This is a genomic window from Paenibacillus chitinolyticus (assembly GCF_045038035.1).
Classification (GTDB): Bacteria; Bacillota; Bacilli; order Paenibacillales; family NBRC-103111; genus Paenibacillus_F; species Paenibacillus_F chitinolyticus_A.
The window spans coordinates 3,044,036-3,061,724 of sequence record NZ_CP173427.1; the positions used below are offsets into that span (position 1 = coordinate 3,044,036).

15 protein-coding genes are annotated in these 17,689 nt (G+C 53.8%); 7 read left to right on the forward strand and 8 right to left on the reverse strand.

Annotated elements, in window-relative coordinates:
* Positions 1-14 precede the first annotated feature (14 nt).
* Positions 15-353, forward strand: coding sequence for a hypothetical protein (locus ACI48J_RS13725; protein ID WP_405078705.1), 339 nt, complete (start codon positions 15-17; stop codon positions 351-353).
* Between the two features lie 153 nt (positions 354-506).
* On the opposite strand, the gene ACI48J_RS13730 is transcribed toward ACI48J_RS13725, so the two are convergent.
* Entirely contained in the window at positions 507-1,721 is a 1,215-nt protein-coding gene (locus tag ACI48J_RS13730) for an MFS transporter (protein WP_405078706.1), read from the reverse strand.
* A 194-nt stretch (positions 1,722-1,915) separates the two neighbouring features.
* Here ACI48J_RS13730 and ACI48J_RS13735 point away from each other — a divergent pair, with 194 nt between their 5' ends.
* Both ACI48J_RS13735 and ACI48J_RS13740 read left to right on the forward strand, forming a co-directional pair.
* The gene (locus ACI48J_RS13735) at positions 1,916-2,530 is read left to right on the forward strand and encodes a TetR/AcrR family transcriptional regulator (RefSeq protein WP_405078707.1); all 615 of its coding nucleotides are present in this window, start codon (positions 1,916-1,918) and stop codon (positions 2,528-2,530) included.
* Between the two features lie 134 nt (positions 2,531-2,664).
* Positions 2,665-3,534 (forward strand): GyrI-like domain-containing protein, encoded by an 870-nt coding sequence (locus ACI48J_RS13740; RefSeq protein ID WP_405078708.1) that lies wholly within the window; start codon positions 2,665-2,667, stop codon positions 3,532-3,534.
* A 216-nt stretch (positions 3,535-3,750) separates the two neighbouring features.
* On the opposite strand, the gene ilvD is transcribed toward ACI48J_RS13740, so the two are convergent.
* The 7 genes from ilvD to ACI48J_RS13775 form a co-directional block, all read right to left on the reverse strand.
* A complete protein-coding gene (ilvD, locus tag ACI48J_RS13745; protein ID WP_326051681.1) occupies positions 3,751-5,436 on the reverse strand; it encodes a dihydroxy-acid dehydratase in 1,686 nt (561 codons plus the stop codon).
* A 114-nt stretch (positions 5,437-5,550) separates the two neighbouring features.
* On the reverse strand, positions 5,551-6,282 hold the full coding sequence (locus ACI48J_RS13750) for a phosphonate ABC transporter ATP-binding protein (protein WP_405078709.1): 732 nt from the start codon (positions 6,280-6,282) through the stop codon (positions 5,551-5,553).
* A gap of 254 nt (positions 6,283-6,536) precedes the next feature.
* Positions 6,537-8,951: a glycosyl hydrolase family 18 protein gene (locus ACI48J_RS13755; RefSeq protein ID WP_405078710.1), complete on the reverse strand. Its 2,415-nt coding sequence runs from the start codon at positions 8,949-8,951 to the stop codon at positions 6,537-6,539.
* Positions 8,952-9,254: 303 nt separating this feature from the next.
* Positions 9,255-9,857, reverse strand: coding sequence for a TetR/AcrR family transcriptional regulator (locus tag ACI48J_RS13760; RefSeq protein WP_405078712.1), 603 nt, complete (start codon positions 9,855-9,857; stop codon positions 9,255-9,257).
* Between the two features lies 1 nt (position 9,858).
* Positions 9,859-10,593 carry an MBL fold metallo-hydrolase gene (locus ACI48J_RS13765; RefSeq protein ID WP_405078713.1) on the reverse strand — a complete coding sequence of 245 codons (735 nt, stop codon included), beginning with the start codon at positions 10,591-10,593 and terminating at the stop codon, positions 9,859-9,861.
* 178 nt (positions 10,594-10,771) lie between these two features.
* Positions 10,772-12,901, reverse strand: a complete 2,130-nt coding sequence (locus ACI48J_RS13770) for a catalase (RefSeq protein WP_405078715.1) — start codon at positions 12,899-12,901, stop codon at positions 10,772-10,774.
* Between the two features lie 199 nt (positions 12,902-13,100).
* Positions 13,101-13,202, reverse strand: coding sequence for a YjcZ family sporulation protein (locus ACI48J_RS13775; RefSeq protein ID WP_405078717.1), 102 nt, complete (start codon positions 13,200-13,202; stop codon positions 13,101-13,103).
* Between the two features lie 236 nt (positions 13,203-13,438).
* Here ACI48J_RS13775 and ACI48J_RS13780 point away from each other — a divergent pair, with 236 nt between their 5' ends.
* From ACI48J_RS13780 to eis, 4 genes are all read left to right on the forward strand, one after another.
* On the forward strand, positions 13,439-14,272 hold the full coding sequence (locus ACI48J_RS13780) for a sugar phosphate isomerase/epimerase family protein (protein ID WP_405078718.1): 834 nt from the start codon (positions 13,439-13,441) through the stop codon (positions 14,270-14,272).
* A gap of 5 nt (positions 14,273-14,277) precedes the next feature.
* Entirely contained in the window at positions 14,278-15,852 is a 1,575-nt protein-coding gene (locus tag ACI48J_RS13785; protein ID WP_405078720.1) for an FAD-dependent oxidoreductase, read from the forward strand.
* 206 nt (positions 15,853-16,058) lie between these two features.
* Positions 16,059-16,316, forward strand: a complete 258-nt coding sequence (locus tag ACI48J_RS13790; protein WP_405078722.1) for a hypothetical protein — start codon at positions 16,059-16,061, stop codon at positions 16,314-16,316.
* A 140-nt stretch (positions 16,317-16,456) separates the two neighbouring features.
* The gene (gene eis / locus ACI48J_RS13795) at positions 16,457-17,677 is read left to right on the forward strand and encodes an enhanced intracellular survival protein Eis (RefSeq protein WP_405078723.1); all 1,221 of its coding nucleotides are present in this window, start codon (positions 16,457-16,459) and stop codon (positions 17,675-17,677) included.
* The last annotated feature ends 12 nt before the right edge of the window (positions 17,678-17,689 follow it).

Here is a 17,689-nt window from a genome sequence, read left to right on the forward strand (position 1 = left end):
GAGGAGCTTTTGACATGTTCGGATTGATGTTATTTCTTCATATTACGGGTTTACTGGGCTGGCTGGGTGCTTTGCTCGGTATTCTTGTCACCATGCTTTTGCTGAGAAAACAACTGGGTACACCCGATGCAAACAGTCTGGCCGGAAAAACGATCCGTGTGTTCGGACGGATCGCTCACCCCAGCTCGATTCTCGTTCTTCTCAGCGGTGTTTACCTCATTCTCCAAATGGGCCTCGGCTCCGGAAAACCGTTCTGGCTTCAAGTGATGGAAAAAGGCGGAGGCACGATCATTCTGCTCGCGGTTATCTTTACAGCCGTACTGGGCAGCAAAATGACCAAACGGCTGGACTAGCGGGCGGGACTTCCGTGCAATTAACCGGCTACCTCGGCACGGTGGGAGTCTTCATGTTTCTGATTGTTTCGGTCGTTCTTGTCGTCAGCTTGAAACTGTAAGTCACTCGTGACAAACAAAAAAACGCCGTAATGGCGTTTTTTGTTTGTTTTCTTAATTAGATCCGCCGGCCGGAACCAGCTTGCGTTTGTTTTTGTTGCTCCAGGAGGTCGAAATGATGAAAGAAATGACCAGGATAACCGCACCGAACATATACGGGAGGTTAATTTGTACGTCAAACAGGGTACCCGCGATGGCAGGACCGAAAATATTTCCAAGGCTCATGTACGCATTGTTCATTCCCGCGACGAAGCCCTGCTCATCTCCCGCCATTTTGGACAAGAGCGTATTGATTGCGGGCCGCATGATGGAAGTCAGGGTGAAGAACAGCATCGTAATCACCAGAATATACCAGAAATTGCCCGAGAGAAGCATCAGAATCAGACACAGCGCCGACAGGATAAAGGTCAAGTTAATGAGCTTCTTCTCTCCGAAACGGCGGATCAGCTTATCGATCAGCATCGCCTGAATAACGGCGCCGATCAACGCTCCAACGGTAATCAGAATCGAAATATCCTTCGCTGTGTAGCCGTATTTGTTATCCACGAACAGCGGGAATACCGCTTCGAAGTTAGCCAGACCGAACGTCAGGGCGAACACCAGCAGCAGCAGGATAAAGTACGGGGCTTTGAACGATTGTCCCAGCTGGATAAAGATGCTCTCCTTCTTCACCTGAGACGAACGGTTAGCGGCAAGCTCTTCTTTGGACAACGATTCCGGCAGAACAAGCAGGGAACCGATCATAGCCAAAGCGCCGACTGCGGACGATACGTAGAACGGAGCCCGCAAACCGAGTTCCGCCAGAAACCCGCCGATGCCGGGTCCGATAACGAAACCGAGCGACATGGCCGCTCCGAGCATCCCCATTCCTTTTCCGCGTTTCTCATCGGTTGTAATGTCCGCGATGTAGGCCATCATAGATGGAATCATGGCAGCCGCACCGATACCGCCGATGAGACGGGAAGCATAAAGCATCCAGACTTCGGAAGCCATGGCGAAAAGCAGATTAGAGATCGTGAACAGCGCCAGACCGGACACGATCATGATTCTGCGGCCGTATTTATCCGACCACTCTCCCCCGATCGGAGAGAAAATAAACTGAGTAAGGCCGAAGGCCGCGACGAGGTAGCCCGCTGTTTTGCCTCCGAGACCAAACTCTTTCAAAAATTCAGGCAGGACCGGAATAATAAGTCCGATACCGAGCATCGCGATAAACATATTGATCATCAAGATGACCAACGGCGAGCGGCGGTTTTTCATTGTGCTCATTTGGATTCTCCCTCCAGCTATCCTTAAATAAGGGTAACTGCTTCTTTTTGTATTACAGAAGTATAGCGCACAGATTAACTTTTAGTCAATTTGTAAAGTTGTAAAGTTTTTTTATAAGTTAACTTTCCCGGACAGGCTTGACTTTGAACAACTCTCATTCCTATGATAAGGTTGGTATTTAATGCTTAACCGAGGTGAAAAGATTGCCGAGAAATCCAGAAAGAGACCAGGAAATCCGTAAAGAACGCTGTGATCAGATTTTATCCGCGGCGGTTGAGCTCTTTGCCAAAAACGGGCTCAGCTCCACGAAGATTTCGGATATCGCCCATAAAGCCCACATGAGCCACGGCCTTATTTATAACTATTTTCAGTCTAAAGAAGAAATTTATATTTCAATCGTAGAGAAAAATTTGTACATCCTGACGGCGCTGTTCGAACAGGCGCAAAAGTTGCCGGATGCTTCTTCCTACGAGAAGCTGACTTGGCTGCTGGATCAGGTCTACAGCGAAAGATGGGACGACGCCGTGTTCTACCAGGTCGTCGCCGATCAGATTCTTACTTCCGATTCCGTGTCGGACCAGCTAAAAACTTCCGTACGCACGAGCATCGGTGACAATTTGAAACTGCTCACCCGTATTTTCCGGGAAGGTCAGGAGAAAGGTGAACTTATCCAAGGAGATCCGCGGGAGCTGGCCTTTTATTTTATGAATATGATCCAGGCCGTACTGCTTGCGGAGACAAGAGGGATTTATTTCACGGGTACTCCCCTGCACCGCAATTTGCTTCAGCTCTTTTTGCCGAAAGCCTGAAAGTCGGGATGAGTTACAGCCGGTCGATCCTTTCAAGGAAGGCCGGCTTTTTGCCTCCCTGCAATACGGTGCACGAATTGTCGGATGCGGGAGTTTCGGTTCTGCTAATGTAAAGTTGAAAGGAGGTCATGAGTATGAACGGGCTTGAGAAGATGAACAGTGCCCTTGCGTACATCGAAGCAAATCTTGCGAATGACATTGATTTCAAAGAAGTCGCCAGACTCGCGGTATGCTCGGAGTATCATTTCAAACGGATGTTTTCGACCCTTGCGGGAGTTACGCTTTCGGAGTATATCCGCCGCAGGCGTCTTACGCTTGCAGCCTTCGAGCTCGCCGACACGGACCTCAGACTGCTGGATGTGGCCGTTAAATACGGCTACAGCTCTTCGGATTCTTTTGCGAGGGCATTTCTCAGTCTACACGGGATTAATCCTTCCGAAGCGCGTACTCGCGGGCAATCTTTGAAAGCTTACCCGCGCATGACCTTCCAATTAACGATACAGGGAGGAAGCGAAATGAATTATCGTTTGGTCGAAAAGAATGCATTCCGGATCGTCGGGTTGAAAAAAAGGGTACCCTTGATCTATAACGGGGTTAACCCGGAGATAGCCGCTATGTGGGAGAATTTGAATATGGAAACGATTTGGCTGCTGAAATCATTGTCAAACGTGGAGCCTTCCGGGCTGATCAGCGCATCCGTGAACTTCTCGGAAGGACGTCTGGAGTACGGGGAACTTGATCATTATATCGGTGCAGCAACTACTGCGGACTGCCCGGATCACCTGTCCAAGTTGGAAGTGCCCTCTTCTACCTGGGCGGTGTTCGAAGCAGTCGGGCCTTTCCCCGAGACGCTTCAAAATATTTGGGGCCGCATTTATGCCGAGTGGTTTCCGTCTTCCGGCTACGAGGCGTCGAATGGACCCGAGATCTTGTGGAACGAAAGCAAAGACACCAGTTCCCCGACCTACAGAAGCGAAATTTGGATCCCTGTTATGAGAAAGTAATTTCTTACCGATATAGCGACACAAAAAAAGAGGTCGACAAAGTCGGCCTCTTTCATTTATCTAATTACTCTTCCCCTTTTCTCACTCGGATGAGCAGAAGATCTGGAATAGCGAAAAATACCGCTAAAAAAAGAGCCCCGTTTAGCAACGGGGCTCTTCCATGTCCGGTTTGCGCTTTAAGAGTGCAGCGCGTGCGATTGATATAAATAAGTGCGATTAGATCTTCATGACGCCGCCTGTGCTGGCGTTGGTTACCAGCTTGGAATAGCGGGCGAGGTAGCCGGTTTTCACTTTCGGCTCGAACTCTTTCCAGCCTTTGCGGCGCTCTTCCATTTCTTCGTCGCTCACTTTCAGCTCGATTTTGCGCTCGATCAAATCCAGTTCAATGATGTCGCCGTCCTGAACGAAGGCGATCGGTCCGCCTTCGGCCGCTTCCGGCGAAATGTGGCCGATGCTGATCCCGCGGGATGCGCCGGAGAAACGGCCGTCCGTGATCAGGCCGACTTTGGCGCCGAGGCCCATGCCGACGATCTGCGAAGTCGGAGCAAGCATTTCCGGCATGCCGGGGCCGCCTTTAGGGCCTTCGTAGCGGATGACCACCACGTGGCCTTCTTTGACTTTGCCGTTAGCGATGCCGTACAGTGCATCGTCCTGGGAGTCAAAGCAGATGGCCGGTCCGACATGGCGTCCGCCTACGGAAGGGTCCACCGCGCCGACCTTGATGATGCTGCCGTTCGGCGCCAGGTTGCCGAACAAAACGGCAAGGCCGCCACGCTCGGAATGCGGGTTATCCAGCGTATGGATAACTTCTTTGTTCAAAATCTCGGCGCCCGCCACGTTCTCGGCCAGCGTCTTCCCGGTTACGGTCATGCAGTCGCCTTTAATGGCGCCCGGCTTTTTGAGAAGCTCGTTGATAACCGCGCTCACGCCGCCGGCTTCGTGGATATCCTCGATGTGCCAGTCCGATGCCGGAGCGACTTTGGACAGATGCGGCACACGATTTGCCACTTCGTTGATGCGCTCGATCGGATATTCGAATCCCGCTTCATGAGCGAGAGCCAGTGTATGAAGAACGGTATTCGTCGATCCGCCCATGGCCATATCCAAGGCGAACGCGTTGTCGATGGCATCGATCGTAACGATGTCGCGAGGCTTCAGATCGAGCTTGATCAGCTCCATAAGCTGCGTCGCGGACTGTTTCACGAACTCTCTGCGCTCCGGAGATACGGCAAGAATCGTGCCGTTGCCCGGCATAGCCAGTCCAAGCGCTTCACAGAGGCAGTTCATGGAGTTAGCCGTGAACATGCCGGAACAGGAGCCGCAAGTCGGACAGCCGTATTGTTCAAGCTCAAGAAGAGCTTTATCGTCGATCTTGCCGACCTGGTAGGCGCCGACGCCTTCGAATACGGAAGTCAGGGAAATCGAACGGCCGTTGCTGTCTTTACCCGCTTTCATCGGACCGCCGCTTACGAATACGGTCGGAATGTTGACGCGCAGGGCGCCCATCATCATGCCCGGGGTGATTTTGTCGCAGTTCGGGATACAAACCATGCCGTCGAACCAGTGCGCGGAAACGACCGTCTCCAGGGAATCGGCGATAATCTCGCGGCTCGGAAGGGAATAACGCATGCCGATGTGGCCCATGGCGATGCCGTCGTCCACGCCGATCGTGTTGAATTCAAACGGAACGCCGCCCGCTTCGCGGATCGCTTCCTTAACGATTTTACCGAATTCTTGCAGATGAACGTGTCCCGGTACGATATCGATGTAAGAGTTGCACACCGCGATAAACGGTTTGCCGAAATCCTCTTCCTTCACTCCGGCCGCTCGCAGCAAGCTGCGGTGCGGCGCCCGGTCGAACCCCTTCTTGATCATATCGCTTCTCATGCCTTGTTTAGCCATCTATGATTCCTCCCGCTTCTATCAAGTGCGTTGCCGTTTTACTGCATTAAAAGGAATTGTATCACGGATAATCCTTGTTTGCCTATCTTTTTTACAAAGGAATGTCGAAAAATATCAATCGAAAATTTTCGCGCGCTCCACTGAGGAGAGCTTGCGGCCCGCGATGTCCAGGACGATCTTCCCTCCGGCGAGGCCCCAGATGCGGCTGGCATACCGCTCCGCGAACTCCACGTTGTGCAGGGAGCAGACGACCGTTACCTTCTCCCGCTTGCACAGCTCGCGCAAATCTTTGAGCACGCCGTTGGCGGCTTCGGGATCGAGACCGGATACCGGCTCGTCCGCAATGACAATTTTCGCGCCCTGCACGAGCGCCCGCGCGATCGAAACTCTCTGCCGCTCTCCCCCGCTCAAATCTTCGACCTTCTTCTCGGCTTTATCGAGCAGGCCGACTTTCTCCAGATAGTCCATGGCAAGCACATGCTCGTCCCGGGCATTCGTGCCGGTTAGCACCCGCATGACGGACTTTTCGTAAAACCGTCCTCTCAGCACGTTCTTGACGGCCGTCTGCTTCCGGTCCAGCGCCGGGCTTTCTTCGATAAACGCCCAATCCCGCTTCAGTTTGAACTTCTCGGTAATGCCGAGCGACGTAATGTCCCGGTCGTTATAAATGAACTGGCCGTCGTCCCATTTGTCTTTCAAAGCGATGCACTTCAGCAGGGTCGTTTTTCCGCTCCCGCTTGCGCCGACAAGCCCGATCAGCTCGCCTTCGTCGATTTGTAGCGATATTTTGGAAAGGATCTCCTGTCCCGTGGTCAGCTTCTTGGTCAAATTGCGTATCGTCAACATCAGCCGTATGCTCCCTCGTCTCCGTTAGGTGCACACGCTTACAACTGCGTGCGTCAGCCTTTGCTAGTTTCACCTATTATAGCAAAAACACGGTCGATGAGGAATCGTTTCGTCAGGCGGACGTGCGGAACCCTCCCGACGGTGTCCGAAAGATGACATCCGCAGAAGGGTCCGCAGCCACTGCTTATGAAAACTTAGCTTTCCGGGTTAACCGGCCGGATCGCCGGAATGTCACGGAAGCCGTACTTGTTCCTTTACTTTTTCAAGCTCGCGTTAAGCTGATCACATTCGGCGGCGGTAACGTTCTGTCCGCACACCGCAATCTGATCTTTCGGCTTGCCGTCCGAAACATCGCTGACCAGCTTATTGCCCAGGATATGGTTCAGCGCGTTGAGGTTATAGCCGTTGTCCTGCTCGATCTGCCATCCGAAAATACCGGCAAGCCCGTTGTCCTTTGCATATTGCGTCTTAAGCGCGACAGTGCGCGGCGTTTCGACGGTGATGAACGAGCCGATCGGATTCACGAGATAATCGGCGTTGGCCGCTTTGTCGGTGTAAAGCTTATAGCCGTTCTTAGGCTTCAGATCTTTATCCAGGTAATTCTGATAAAGGTCGTACCCTTCGACGACTCCGGCTTCCCATGAGCCTACGCCGGCGATACCGAGGATGAGGCTTTTGCCTTTCCAGGCCAGGTCCCCGAACGTCGATTTACCGATTAAACCGTTCGTGTATTCCGTAATGTCTCCGTTTTTCATCGCTTTGGAGCGGTGATAGTTGGCGATGCCGATCATGATTTTATTAGCCGGTACGCCGTATCCTTTAAGCAGCTTGACAGTCGTATCCAGAGACTGATCCGTGTGCTTGCCCGTTACCGGGTCCTTGGTGTTCGGGTTGGGATACAGCGGCGTGTGATGGCCAAGCTCCCGTTCCCAGGCTCCGCTCAGATCGTAGGTCATTGCGTAGAGACGGTTGAGGTATTTGCTCGCTTCGGCCCAGTCGATCTTGGCCAGTTTTTCTTCCGTAGCCGGGATCGCGCTCGACAGGCGGTATTCTTTGCCGGTTTTCTTGGTGAGCCAGTCGAGGCCGGCCCGCAGTTCTTTCAGAAGCTTGATGTAGTTCTCGGGATCGTCCTTGCGAGCCATCCCTATGACGGCACCGTCGGAAGCGGGATATTCCCAGTCGATGTCGACGCCGTCAAAGCCGAACTGTTCCAGGAAGCGGACGACGGAATCGACGAACGCTTTGCGGCGCGTCGTATCGGAAGCCATCCACGGGAAGCCTTCGCTCAGCGTCCAGCCACCTACGGAGAGATCCAGCTTCAGGTTCGGGTTCGTTTTGCGGAGCTGGTAGAGCGCACCGAAGACACCTGCGACATCGTTCGGATCGAGGTCGTACATGCTCTCGGTTCCCGTGATTTTGCCGCCCGTCTGACCGGGAAGCGTCCGCAAGAAAGCGGCTTCAAAATCCGCGATAGCCATCGCTCCGTCAGGCAGGTTGCTCTGCTTGCACGTCCTGTTAACCGATGCCGGCGCGGTGGTCGGGAAGCCCGGGTCCTGCGTGTTCTGGGCAGCCGGGAAGCAGACGCCCGCAAAGCCGTAGACAAGCCGGTTCACGTTCTTGACCGGAAGCTTGCTGAAATCGAACCGGCGGCCGTAGATGGCCCAGTCACCGAGGTACTCGACGACTTCCTGGCCGGCGCTCATTTCGTAGGTATTGTGCTGCAGCGGCAGGGTGCCGGACGGAAGCTTGGCGACACGTCCGCCCGTATCGGCGTCAAAGCCGGGATGGTTGCCGCCGGGATCGGTGGCGGGATCGATGCCGCCTTTGGTGCCGCCCGTTCCCGTTCCGGAGACGGGATGTCCGGCGCTGATTGCGCCCGTCGGGTTAATTTTACCGACGTTGGTGTTGCCGGTTCCCGGGTTCGCCGTGCCGTAATCTATGTTGTTCGGGATGGACACCGGACAAAGATCGTTGCTGATTTTGCCGGCTACTTCCCACATGTTGTAAGTGGTGTCGTCCGGCGCAATGCCGTGTACGTCGGAAATGGCTCTGTATGCCTTTCCTTTATAACCGACAATTTTGCCTTTGGCGTAAATTTTCGAAGCGCTCCAATCCGGCGCGCAGAAAGGCGTCGTCGGTTCAGGCTTGGTCGGATCCGACGTGTCGAGCTTCCAGAGCGTCGGCGTCGTAGCCGGTTCCCAGCCGACAAGGGCGGTATGAGCTGCAAGGGCTTTATACGTCTTGCCGTTGTAAGATGCGAGATCGCCTACTTTATAGGCGGTTCCGGCCTGCCAAGCGGGAGCTCCCGTGCCTGGGCCTGGGCTTGGGCTTGGACTTGGGCTTGGATTAGGACTTGGACTCGGGTTAGGGCTGGGGCTCGGATTGGGACTTGGACTTGGGCTGGGACTCGGTGTAGGGTCCGCCGCTTTTTTCCACAGCGAAGCCACGTTCGGAGGCTCCCAACCGTTCAAGGAAGTATGGGGCTGCAGGCATTCGTACGTGACACCGTTGTAGGAAACAAGATCTTTCGCTTTGTAAGCCGTGTTCGGCGCCCATTGGGCGGCCGCTCCCGATGATGTCGAGGGATAAAGGGGAAGTAAACTGAGCAATAAAGTGACCAGCAGCAGCAATGGGAGTAATTTCTTACCGTACGCTTGCGTTGCGTGCATAAAATAACTCCTTCCACTATTTAAGTTTTGTGCGGTCCTTGCCTTCCCTGGCAGGCGTAAAGATTCTTCGTCTCCTTTCCTGTAAATTGTATAAAAACTCCCGAAAATTAAAGAGCTTATACCGGTGCGGGCACAGAAGCCATGATCCTATTTTTGAATATGGAAGCGTTTTCCACAAGGGGGACATTCGCATCATGGAGGGAGAATTACATCCATTTTACTGGAAATTAAAAAGAAGCCCTGCAGGCTCCTCTTTAAAAAGCGGATATACGGATCGGATTCGGCCGCATCAGGAAGAACTTTCTATTTGGCAGCGGGATTCGGCCGCCCGGTTTCTTCTTGTTTCATCACGTGAATGCCGGCCAGAAAAGCTGAGATAAGGAGCTTCTGGCTCACCTCCACCGAAAGCGCCATTCCGAAGCCTCCGGAACGCTCGATGGACGAGAAGCCGTGCAAAATGCTGCGAAGCCCTCTTGTCGCGTGGATAGCCGCATCCCCTTCCAGCCCGTAGTACCGGAGTACGCCGACGATAAGGCCGACAATTTCGGACGAAACACGCTCCAGCTCGTTCTCCTGCCGGTCGGGTGCGCGGAGAGTCGCTTCGTAAAGTCCGGGATGTCTGCGTGCGTAGGCCGCGTAAGCCGCTCCCAAGGCATAGACAGCCTCATCGCCTTCCAATCCTTCGACGGCAGCCGCCAAATCATCGTACAGGATGGACAGGCTGTAGAAAGCAAGCTTGGCTCTCAGAGCGCCCAGTCCTTCAATATGATTGTACAAAGAAGGCGAACGCACATGGAGCTTCTGTGCAAGCGAAGCCAAGGTGACGGCTTCAAAACCTTGCTCGTCGGCCAGCTCGGCAGCCGCCCTGAGAAGCGTTTGTTCATCGAGACCGATTCTGGGTGACATTTTAATGAGAACTCCTTCCGTTTAGCGAGTCGGCGAGATTGCGTTCGGCAGCGGCAATGGCCAGATCCAGCTTGGCGGCGGGATCGGACAGCATCGCTCCATGACCGACCGCAAGCAGAGCCGGCGAATAGCCGCGAAGCTTTTTGACGCTTTCCAGCGCTTCGTGTTTGTTCCAGGTAGCGAGAGCCGGAAACGGGAAAAGCAGTTTAATTTGACCCGAAACCGCTATCCCCGCTCTGAGCTGCAGGGCATCGCCCGCGATGACGGCATTGCTGCGGACATCGAGGAAGCTCATGGAACCCGGCGTATGACCCGGTGTAGACAGAGCAAGCAGGGAACCGATCCGGTCACCTTCCTTCAGCAGCACGTCGGGAACGGTCGTTACTTTCTTCGGAACGGCCCCGCGCACCGGCAGCTGAGGCTCGTCCGGGTCAAGACTCGCGTCTCCCTTAAGCAGGCGTGCGTCACGTGCGGAGATAAACACCTCCGCTTGGGGCAGTTGACGCTTGAGTTCGTCGAGAGCGCCGACATGATCCTCATGCGCATGTGTCAGGACGATCCGTTTAATCGGTTTGCCGATTCCGCCGGCCGCTTTCATAATGCCTTTGGCACTGAAAGGCATCGCCGCGTCTATGAGCGTTAATCCGTCCTCTTCTTCCACCAGGTAACAGTTTACCGGAAACATCCGGGGTAAAAAAGCCAGTTGGTAAAGATCGCCTTCACGAGTTATTTTCATTGAAATATTCCTCCGCTTCTCAAAACTAATCTTGTTAGTTTTATAATAACTAATGCCATTAGTTTTGGCAAGCTAAAATTTTATTTTCATTACCCTCCTGACAAACAAAAGCAAAAAGACCCCTGAATTGTCAGGGGTCTTGCAAGGTAGGCTTTGCCGAAGCTGAGCTTCCTTCGCCTTACTTCGCCTGCGATTGCAGGCTGCGGTTCCAGTGCCGATGCTGTGCGACGGCAGCCGCGAAATCACGGCTGAAGCCGGCTGCTTCGTCCGCGCGATCCGCCGTCAGCACGCCCGGCTGAATTTCCGGCGCGGCCGTTGCCGGCATACTACCGGCAGCCGATCCGGCGATTCCCGCTGCGGCAAGAAGCTCCGCGCCTTCACCTACGGCGCCTATAGTCTTGTAGTGCTGGAAGGCTTCCTTGATGAAGTCCGCCGTTTTGGAATCCGCCAGAAGCTCATCGGCGCTTTGACGTCCCCCCGGTATATAGACGGCATCAAACAGCACCGAATCGGCCGTGAGAAGGGAATGATCCGCTTCCAGCGGATTTCCGCCGTCGCAAACGATCGTGCCGAGCTGTACGCTGACCACTTCCGGCACGAGACCGGCCGCCTTCAACGATTGGAGCATGCCGCTCACTTCTTTGCCGCGGAAACCGTTGCCGGCCAGCACGGCTACTTTGCGGGTCAGAGGCGTTTTTACCGTATTCATCTGGCTAAGTGCCTGAGAGGACAGCGTCACGCCGGTGTCGGAAGTGCCTTCCGGCGCTTTGGCGCCGATTCCTGCGGCAATCCGCTTCGCCAGATCCACACTCACCTCACTGAACATATCGACGGCCCGCTGGCGGATTTCTTTGGTTTTCACTTTACCGAGCTCAAACCGGAACGCGTTCACGATATGCTGCTTTTCCACGTCAGACATACTGTTCCAGAACAAGGTCGCCTGACTGAAATGGTCCTTGAAGCTGTCGCTGCGCGCCTGGATTTTGCGGCCTTCCACCTTCTCCGCGTAGTGAGCGTAGCCGCCTTCTTTTTCGGATGCGGGCTCGGGAGAATTGCCTGCCAGCGAGTTTTTATGATAGCTGACCGGACCGCGGTTGATCGTCATCCGGTGCATGCCGTCCCGCTGGTTGTTATGCACGGGAGCAACCGACCGGTTGATCGGGATTTCGTGGAAGTTCGGACCGCCCAACCGGGAAAGCTGGGTATCCGTATATGAAAACAGTCTACCCTGAAGCAGAGGATCGTTCGTAAAATCAATCCCCGGCACGACATGTCCCGGATGGAAAGCGATTTGCTCGGTTTCCGCGAAGAAATTGTCGGTATTTCGGTTCAGCGTCATTTTACCGATGATTTTCACCGGAACCTGTTCTTCCGGCCAGATCTTGGTCGGATCCAGGATGTCGAAGTCAAACATGAATTCGTCTTCTTCCTTGATAATCTGAACACCGAATTCGAACTCCGGGTAGTTGCCCGTCTCAATGGCATCCCACAAATCCCGGCGGTTGAAATCGGGATCTTTACCCGCCAGCTTCTGCACTTCGTCCCAAACCAGGGAATGCACACCCAGGAGCGGTTTCCAGTGGAATTTGACGAAATGCCCTTTGCCCTGTTCGTTTACGAACCGGAACGTATGTACTCCGAAGCCCTCCATCATCCGGAAACTGCGCGGAAGCGATCGGTCCGACATCGCCCACATGACCATATGAGCCGTCTCGGTATTGGTAGTCACGAAGTCCCAGAATGTATCGTGCGCAGATTGGGCCTGCGGAATTTCATTATGAGGCTCCGGTTTGACGGCATGGATAAAGTCCGGAAACTTCATGGCGTCCTGAATAAAGAAGACGGGCATATTGTTTCCGACGAGATCGTAATTGCCTTCTTCCGTGTAAAATTTCGTAGCGAAGCCGCGGACGTCCCGGACGGTATCTGCTGAGCCGCGCGACCCGGCAACCGTTGAGAAACGGACAAAAACGGGCGTTTTTACGGATGGATCCTGTAGAAATTTCGCTTTTGTATACTCCGTCATAGGTTCGTATACCTGGAAATAACCGTGTGCTCCAAATCCTCTTGCGTGTACGATACGCTCCGGAATACGCTCGTGATCGAAATGAGTCATTTTTTCCCGGAAATGAAAATCTTCCATCAAAGTCGGCCCGCGCACCCCGGCCTTCAAGGAGTGCTCATCCTCGCTGATCCGAAGTCCCTGGTTGGTTGTCAGCTTCTGCCCGGTGTCATCCACCCTGTACGGCTCAAGCTGTTTATCTTTGCTTTGTTCGTTTACAGGTTTGCGCTGATCGTCATTTTTCATCGGACAACCTCCTTCGATTTGTTCAGGAAATGAACTCTTCTACTTAGTAACCCGTTTCAGATAAAGCCAAACCGAAATCGCGATGAGAAAATATTACATGATCTTCCGCATCGATCCTTACCGTAGAAAGCTTGCGCCTAAAGCCACAAACAAAAAAATCCCTGCCTGGCCGGCAGGGATTCCGATCATTGAGTTTCGTCTAGTACAAGAAAGTGCGGGAGATAATGACCAGCAGAATGAAGAGAACCAGAATAGCCGCTGTGCTAGTACCGAGGCCGAAGCCTACTCCTCCGTAACCCATTCGTCAACACCCTTTCTTTGTTTGGGATAGGATATCTTATGCAGCAAGTAACTTTTGTTTTGGACTCTCTCCCGGTTCCCGGAAATTTCCGCGGGAACCGGGAGAGGCAGTCCGCAAGGTCGGCATCAAACTACCAGAAATGGTCATGACATTGACCTACTAAGAGGGAGGCTCTCCTTTTACAATAAAATAAATTCGCCCCGCAGCGGGCCCGTCAACCTGGAGGTTACGTCTTGATGAAGCTGTCTTTAAGCATGTGGAGCATGCACCGAACAACCCGTGAAAATCAGGGAACCGTCCTGGATTTTCTCACTTTTTGTCAGCAGGAAGGCATCGGCCAGGTCGAGCTTCTGGATGTCTTCTGGAAAGACAAAGAAGCCGAAATTCCGGCGGTTCTTGCCTACTTGAAAGAAAACGGAATAACCTTGTCCAGCTATGCCGTCGGCAACGATTTCGTAAAAGGAACTCCCGGCGAAAGAGCCGAAGCGCTGCGCGTTGTAAAAGACGGGATCGAGACGGCAGACAGGCTGGGCACGTCGGTTGTCCGAGTTTTCTCGGGAAATATGTCCGACGCCTATACGTTCGATTCCGCTCTTGAGTGGATCGTATCCGGCCTTGGGGAAGCGGCGGCTTTAGCTGAACGAGCGGGCATGACCCTCTGTCTGGAAAATCACGGCAAGCTCGCCGGTAAAGGGGATCAGGTGCTGGAGATTTTAAAACGAGTCGACTCGCCTGCCCTGAAATCGACCTTCGATACGGGAAACTTTCTGCTCGTAGATGAGAAACCGCTCCATGCGCTGGAAGTTCTTCTTCCTCACATCGGGCATGTACATATTAAGGACTTTGCCGAGACACCCGAAGGACGATATAAAGCACTTAGCGGTAAAACGTATGAAGGTGTCTTCGCCGGTGAAGGGGACGTCCGGCTCGACGCGATCGTTTCGAGGCTCAAGGAAGCCGGGTATAACGGCGCCTATGTCCTCGAATATGAAGGAACCGGAGACGAAGCCGAAGGAATCCGTAAAAGCTATGAAAATTTCAACCACCTTGTCCAAACCAAAGGAGATTAAACCCCATGACACCCATTCAACTAGCCGATGTCGTCATTATAGGCGGAGGAACCGGCGGTTTCGCCGCAGCGCTAGCGTCAGCCGAGTCGGGTAAAAGCGTTATCCTGACCGAGGAAACCGTGTGGATCGGCGGACAGCTCACCAGTCAGGCGGTCCCCCCCGACGAACACCCGTGGATCGAGAAATTCGGCTGCACCCGTACATACCGCAGGTTCCGCGAAGGTGTCCGCAATTATTACCGGGATTATTTCCCGATGAAGCCTGAAGCCAAAGCGATAACGGAGCTTAATCCGGGCAGCGGCTCCGTAAGCCGGTTGTGCCATGAACCGAGAACGGCACTGGCCGTTCTCCAGCAGATGCTGGCGCCTTATGTTCACAGCGGTCAAGTGACCATCCTGCTCCGGCACATTCCGGTACATGCGGAAACGGACGGGGACGCGATTACATCGGTTGAGGTGAAAAGCCTGGACAGCGGCGCGCTGACTGTTCTCAAGGCTCCCTACTTCCTGGACGCTACGGAATGCGGCGATCTGCTGCCGTTAGCAAAGGCAGAGTATGTGACCGGCGCCGAATCTTACGCGGAAACCGGAGAACCGAACGCGGTAGTCGGAGATCCTCTTCCCGGCGACATGCAGGGTTTTACGTACTGCTTCGCGGTGGATTATCTGGAAGGCGAGCATCACGTTATCAAGAAGCCCGAGATGTATGACTTCTGGAAAACGTACAAAGCGGATTTCTGGCCGGATCGCCTGCTTAGCCTAATGGGTGTCAAGCCTGCCACGAACGAGCCGGTCCGGTATGAAATTTTTCCGGGGACGGAACACTTCTCCCTCTTCCGGTACCGGCAGATCGCGGACATGGAGCACTTCCGTGAAGGAACCTACCGCAGCAGCATTTCGCTCGTCAACTGGCCGCAGAACGATTACTGGCTCGGTTCCATTATCGACGTCCCCGAAGAAGAGAAGCAGAAGCATCTGTACCAGGCCAAGCAGCTATCGCTCTCTCTCCTGTACTGGCTGCAGACGGAAGCGCCCCGTCCGGACGGCGGCACAGGCTACCCCGGCCTGCGTCTGCGCAAAGATGTCGTCGGCACGGAGGACGGCCTGGCGATGTATCCTTACATCCGCGAGTCGCGGCGGATCAAAGCGGAGTTTACCGTGCTGGAGCAGCACGTCGCCACCGCCTGCAGACCCGACGGCCGGGCCGAAACGTTCGCGGACAGCGTAGGAATCGGCTGCTATCGCATCGACCTGCATCCGAGCACGGAGAACCGCCCGTATATCGACGTCTCGTCCCTGCCGTTTCAAATCCCGCTCGGCAGCCTCATTCCGGTCCGCGTGCGCAACCTGCTGGCCGCGGGCAAAAACATCGGCGTCACGCATATCACGAACGGCTGCTACCGGCTTCACCCCGTCGAGTGGAATATCGGCGAAGCGGCCGGATACTGCGCGGCCTTCTGCATCGACAACGGCATGACGCCGAGCGAGCTTCGCGGCAATCCTGACGAACTGGCCAAATTCCAGTCGCACCTGGCCAAAGCCGGCATTGAGCTGGAATGGCCCGCTCTTCGGCCGGTCTAATTCCACCTGCGAGTCCGCCACTACCTGATCGGGCGGGATGATCTCCGCCTGCATTTTACGATGAGCGCCTTTGGGAGATCAGTCCGTCCGCAGAATTCGGTAAGCCTTCAGATCTTTCTGGAGGCTTTTTTTGGTAAAATAAAGCACCGGACTCACGTTTTTTTGTTATAATCGGAAAAAATGATTTGCCTTTAGGAGGTTAATGAATGGCCGGCTCTCTTTCCGATGATTTATTTATCGGCTCCGTTATTTCCCTGTTAATCTGGGGATGCACCAGCGGCATTTTTACGAGGTTTAATCTGACCCATACGGAGGACAGGTACATACAGCCTCCGGACGCCGAGGAATACTTCTCTCCTAAACCCGACAAAAAACCTCTCCTGCGCGCCTTCCGTTCCGTCTTTTTTATTGCGGCCATACTCGGTTTTGCCGCCTCCGTTGTAGTTTCGTACCTTGAATTTTAATCATTCGAGGCTTCTTTTTTTCTCGGAGCGCGCTTTTTCGATGCTGATTACTCCCCGGATGAAAAGGGTAAGCTGAAAATTGGGAGTCCATGCATCCTAATGGGATCCCTATAACCAAAGCCCGATACGGAGGTACGACCATGAGCCGCCGGAAACTGCAGGAAAGACTCAAAATGAAGAGCGTGGAACCCCAGCACGGAGAACAGTTCAACCACTTGCTCCGCTATGTGTTCCAGGTTACGAACCATGATTTACAAACGTTCGGCTGGGAAGACCGTGAAATCGCCCAGGCTAAGCTTCCGGTGCTGAAGCAAGCCGATGTTCTCGGCTGGTTTGATGAAGACAAGCTGATTTCACAGCTGGCCGTATACCCGTTTCAAGTGAATATTTTCGGCCGGATCTACGATATGGGCGGTTTGACGGGCGTCGGCACTTATCCCGAATACGCTAATATGGGGCTTATGAACCAACTGATGAGGCAGGCTCTTACGAACATGCGAGGACGCAGGCAGTCTATCTCGTATTTGTATCCGTACTCCATTCCGTACTACCGCCGCAAAGGCTGGGAAATTATTTCCGATAAAATTTCGTTCGAAGTCAAAGACACGCAGCTACCGAAGCTGAAAACCGTCCCCGGCAATGTGGAACGGGTGACGATCGAACACCCCGATATCAAAACCGTGTATCAACGCTTCGCTTTACAGAACCATGCCGCCATGCTGCGGAATAATTTGGCCTGGGAAGAATATTTGCGCTGGGATCTCGACGACATGACCGTGGCCATTTATTACGATGCGGATCATGAGCCTACCGGGTTTTTGCTGTATTGGATTGCGGGCGAAATTTTTCATATGAAGGAAATGGTTTTTCTCGATGAAGAAGCCCGGACGGGTCTGTGGAATTTCATAAGCGCTCATTTCTCCATGGTCACCTATGTAAAAGGCCATACCTACAAGGACGAACCGATGTCCTTCCTCTTGGAGGACGGGGATATCAAAGAAACGATTGCGCCTTATTTCATGGCGCGGATCGTGGATGTCAGCCAGTTCATCGAACAATACCCGTTCCAGGCGCAGGGGGAAGAATGCAAGTTAACCTTCAACCTGCACGATCCCATGCTGGAATGGAATCAGGGAACGTTCACTTTGACAGTGGACAAAGAAGGTCAAGGCCGACTGGCCGACGGGGGCGGTACTCCCTCCGCTTCCTTCGATATCCAGACGCTGACCACGATGCTGATGAGCTACAAGCGGCCTTCTTACCTGCAGCGGATACGCCGGTTTCACGCGGACAAAGAAGCGGTTCAGCTGCTGGAAAAGCTAATTACGAACGAGCAGCCTTATTTCTCGGATTATTTCTAGATGTCACGCCTT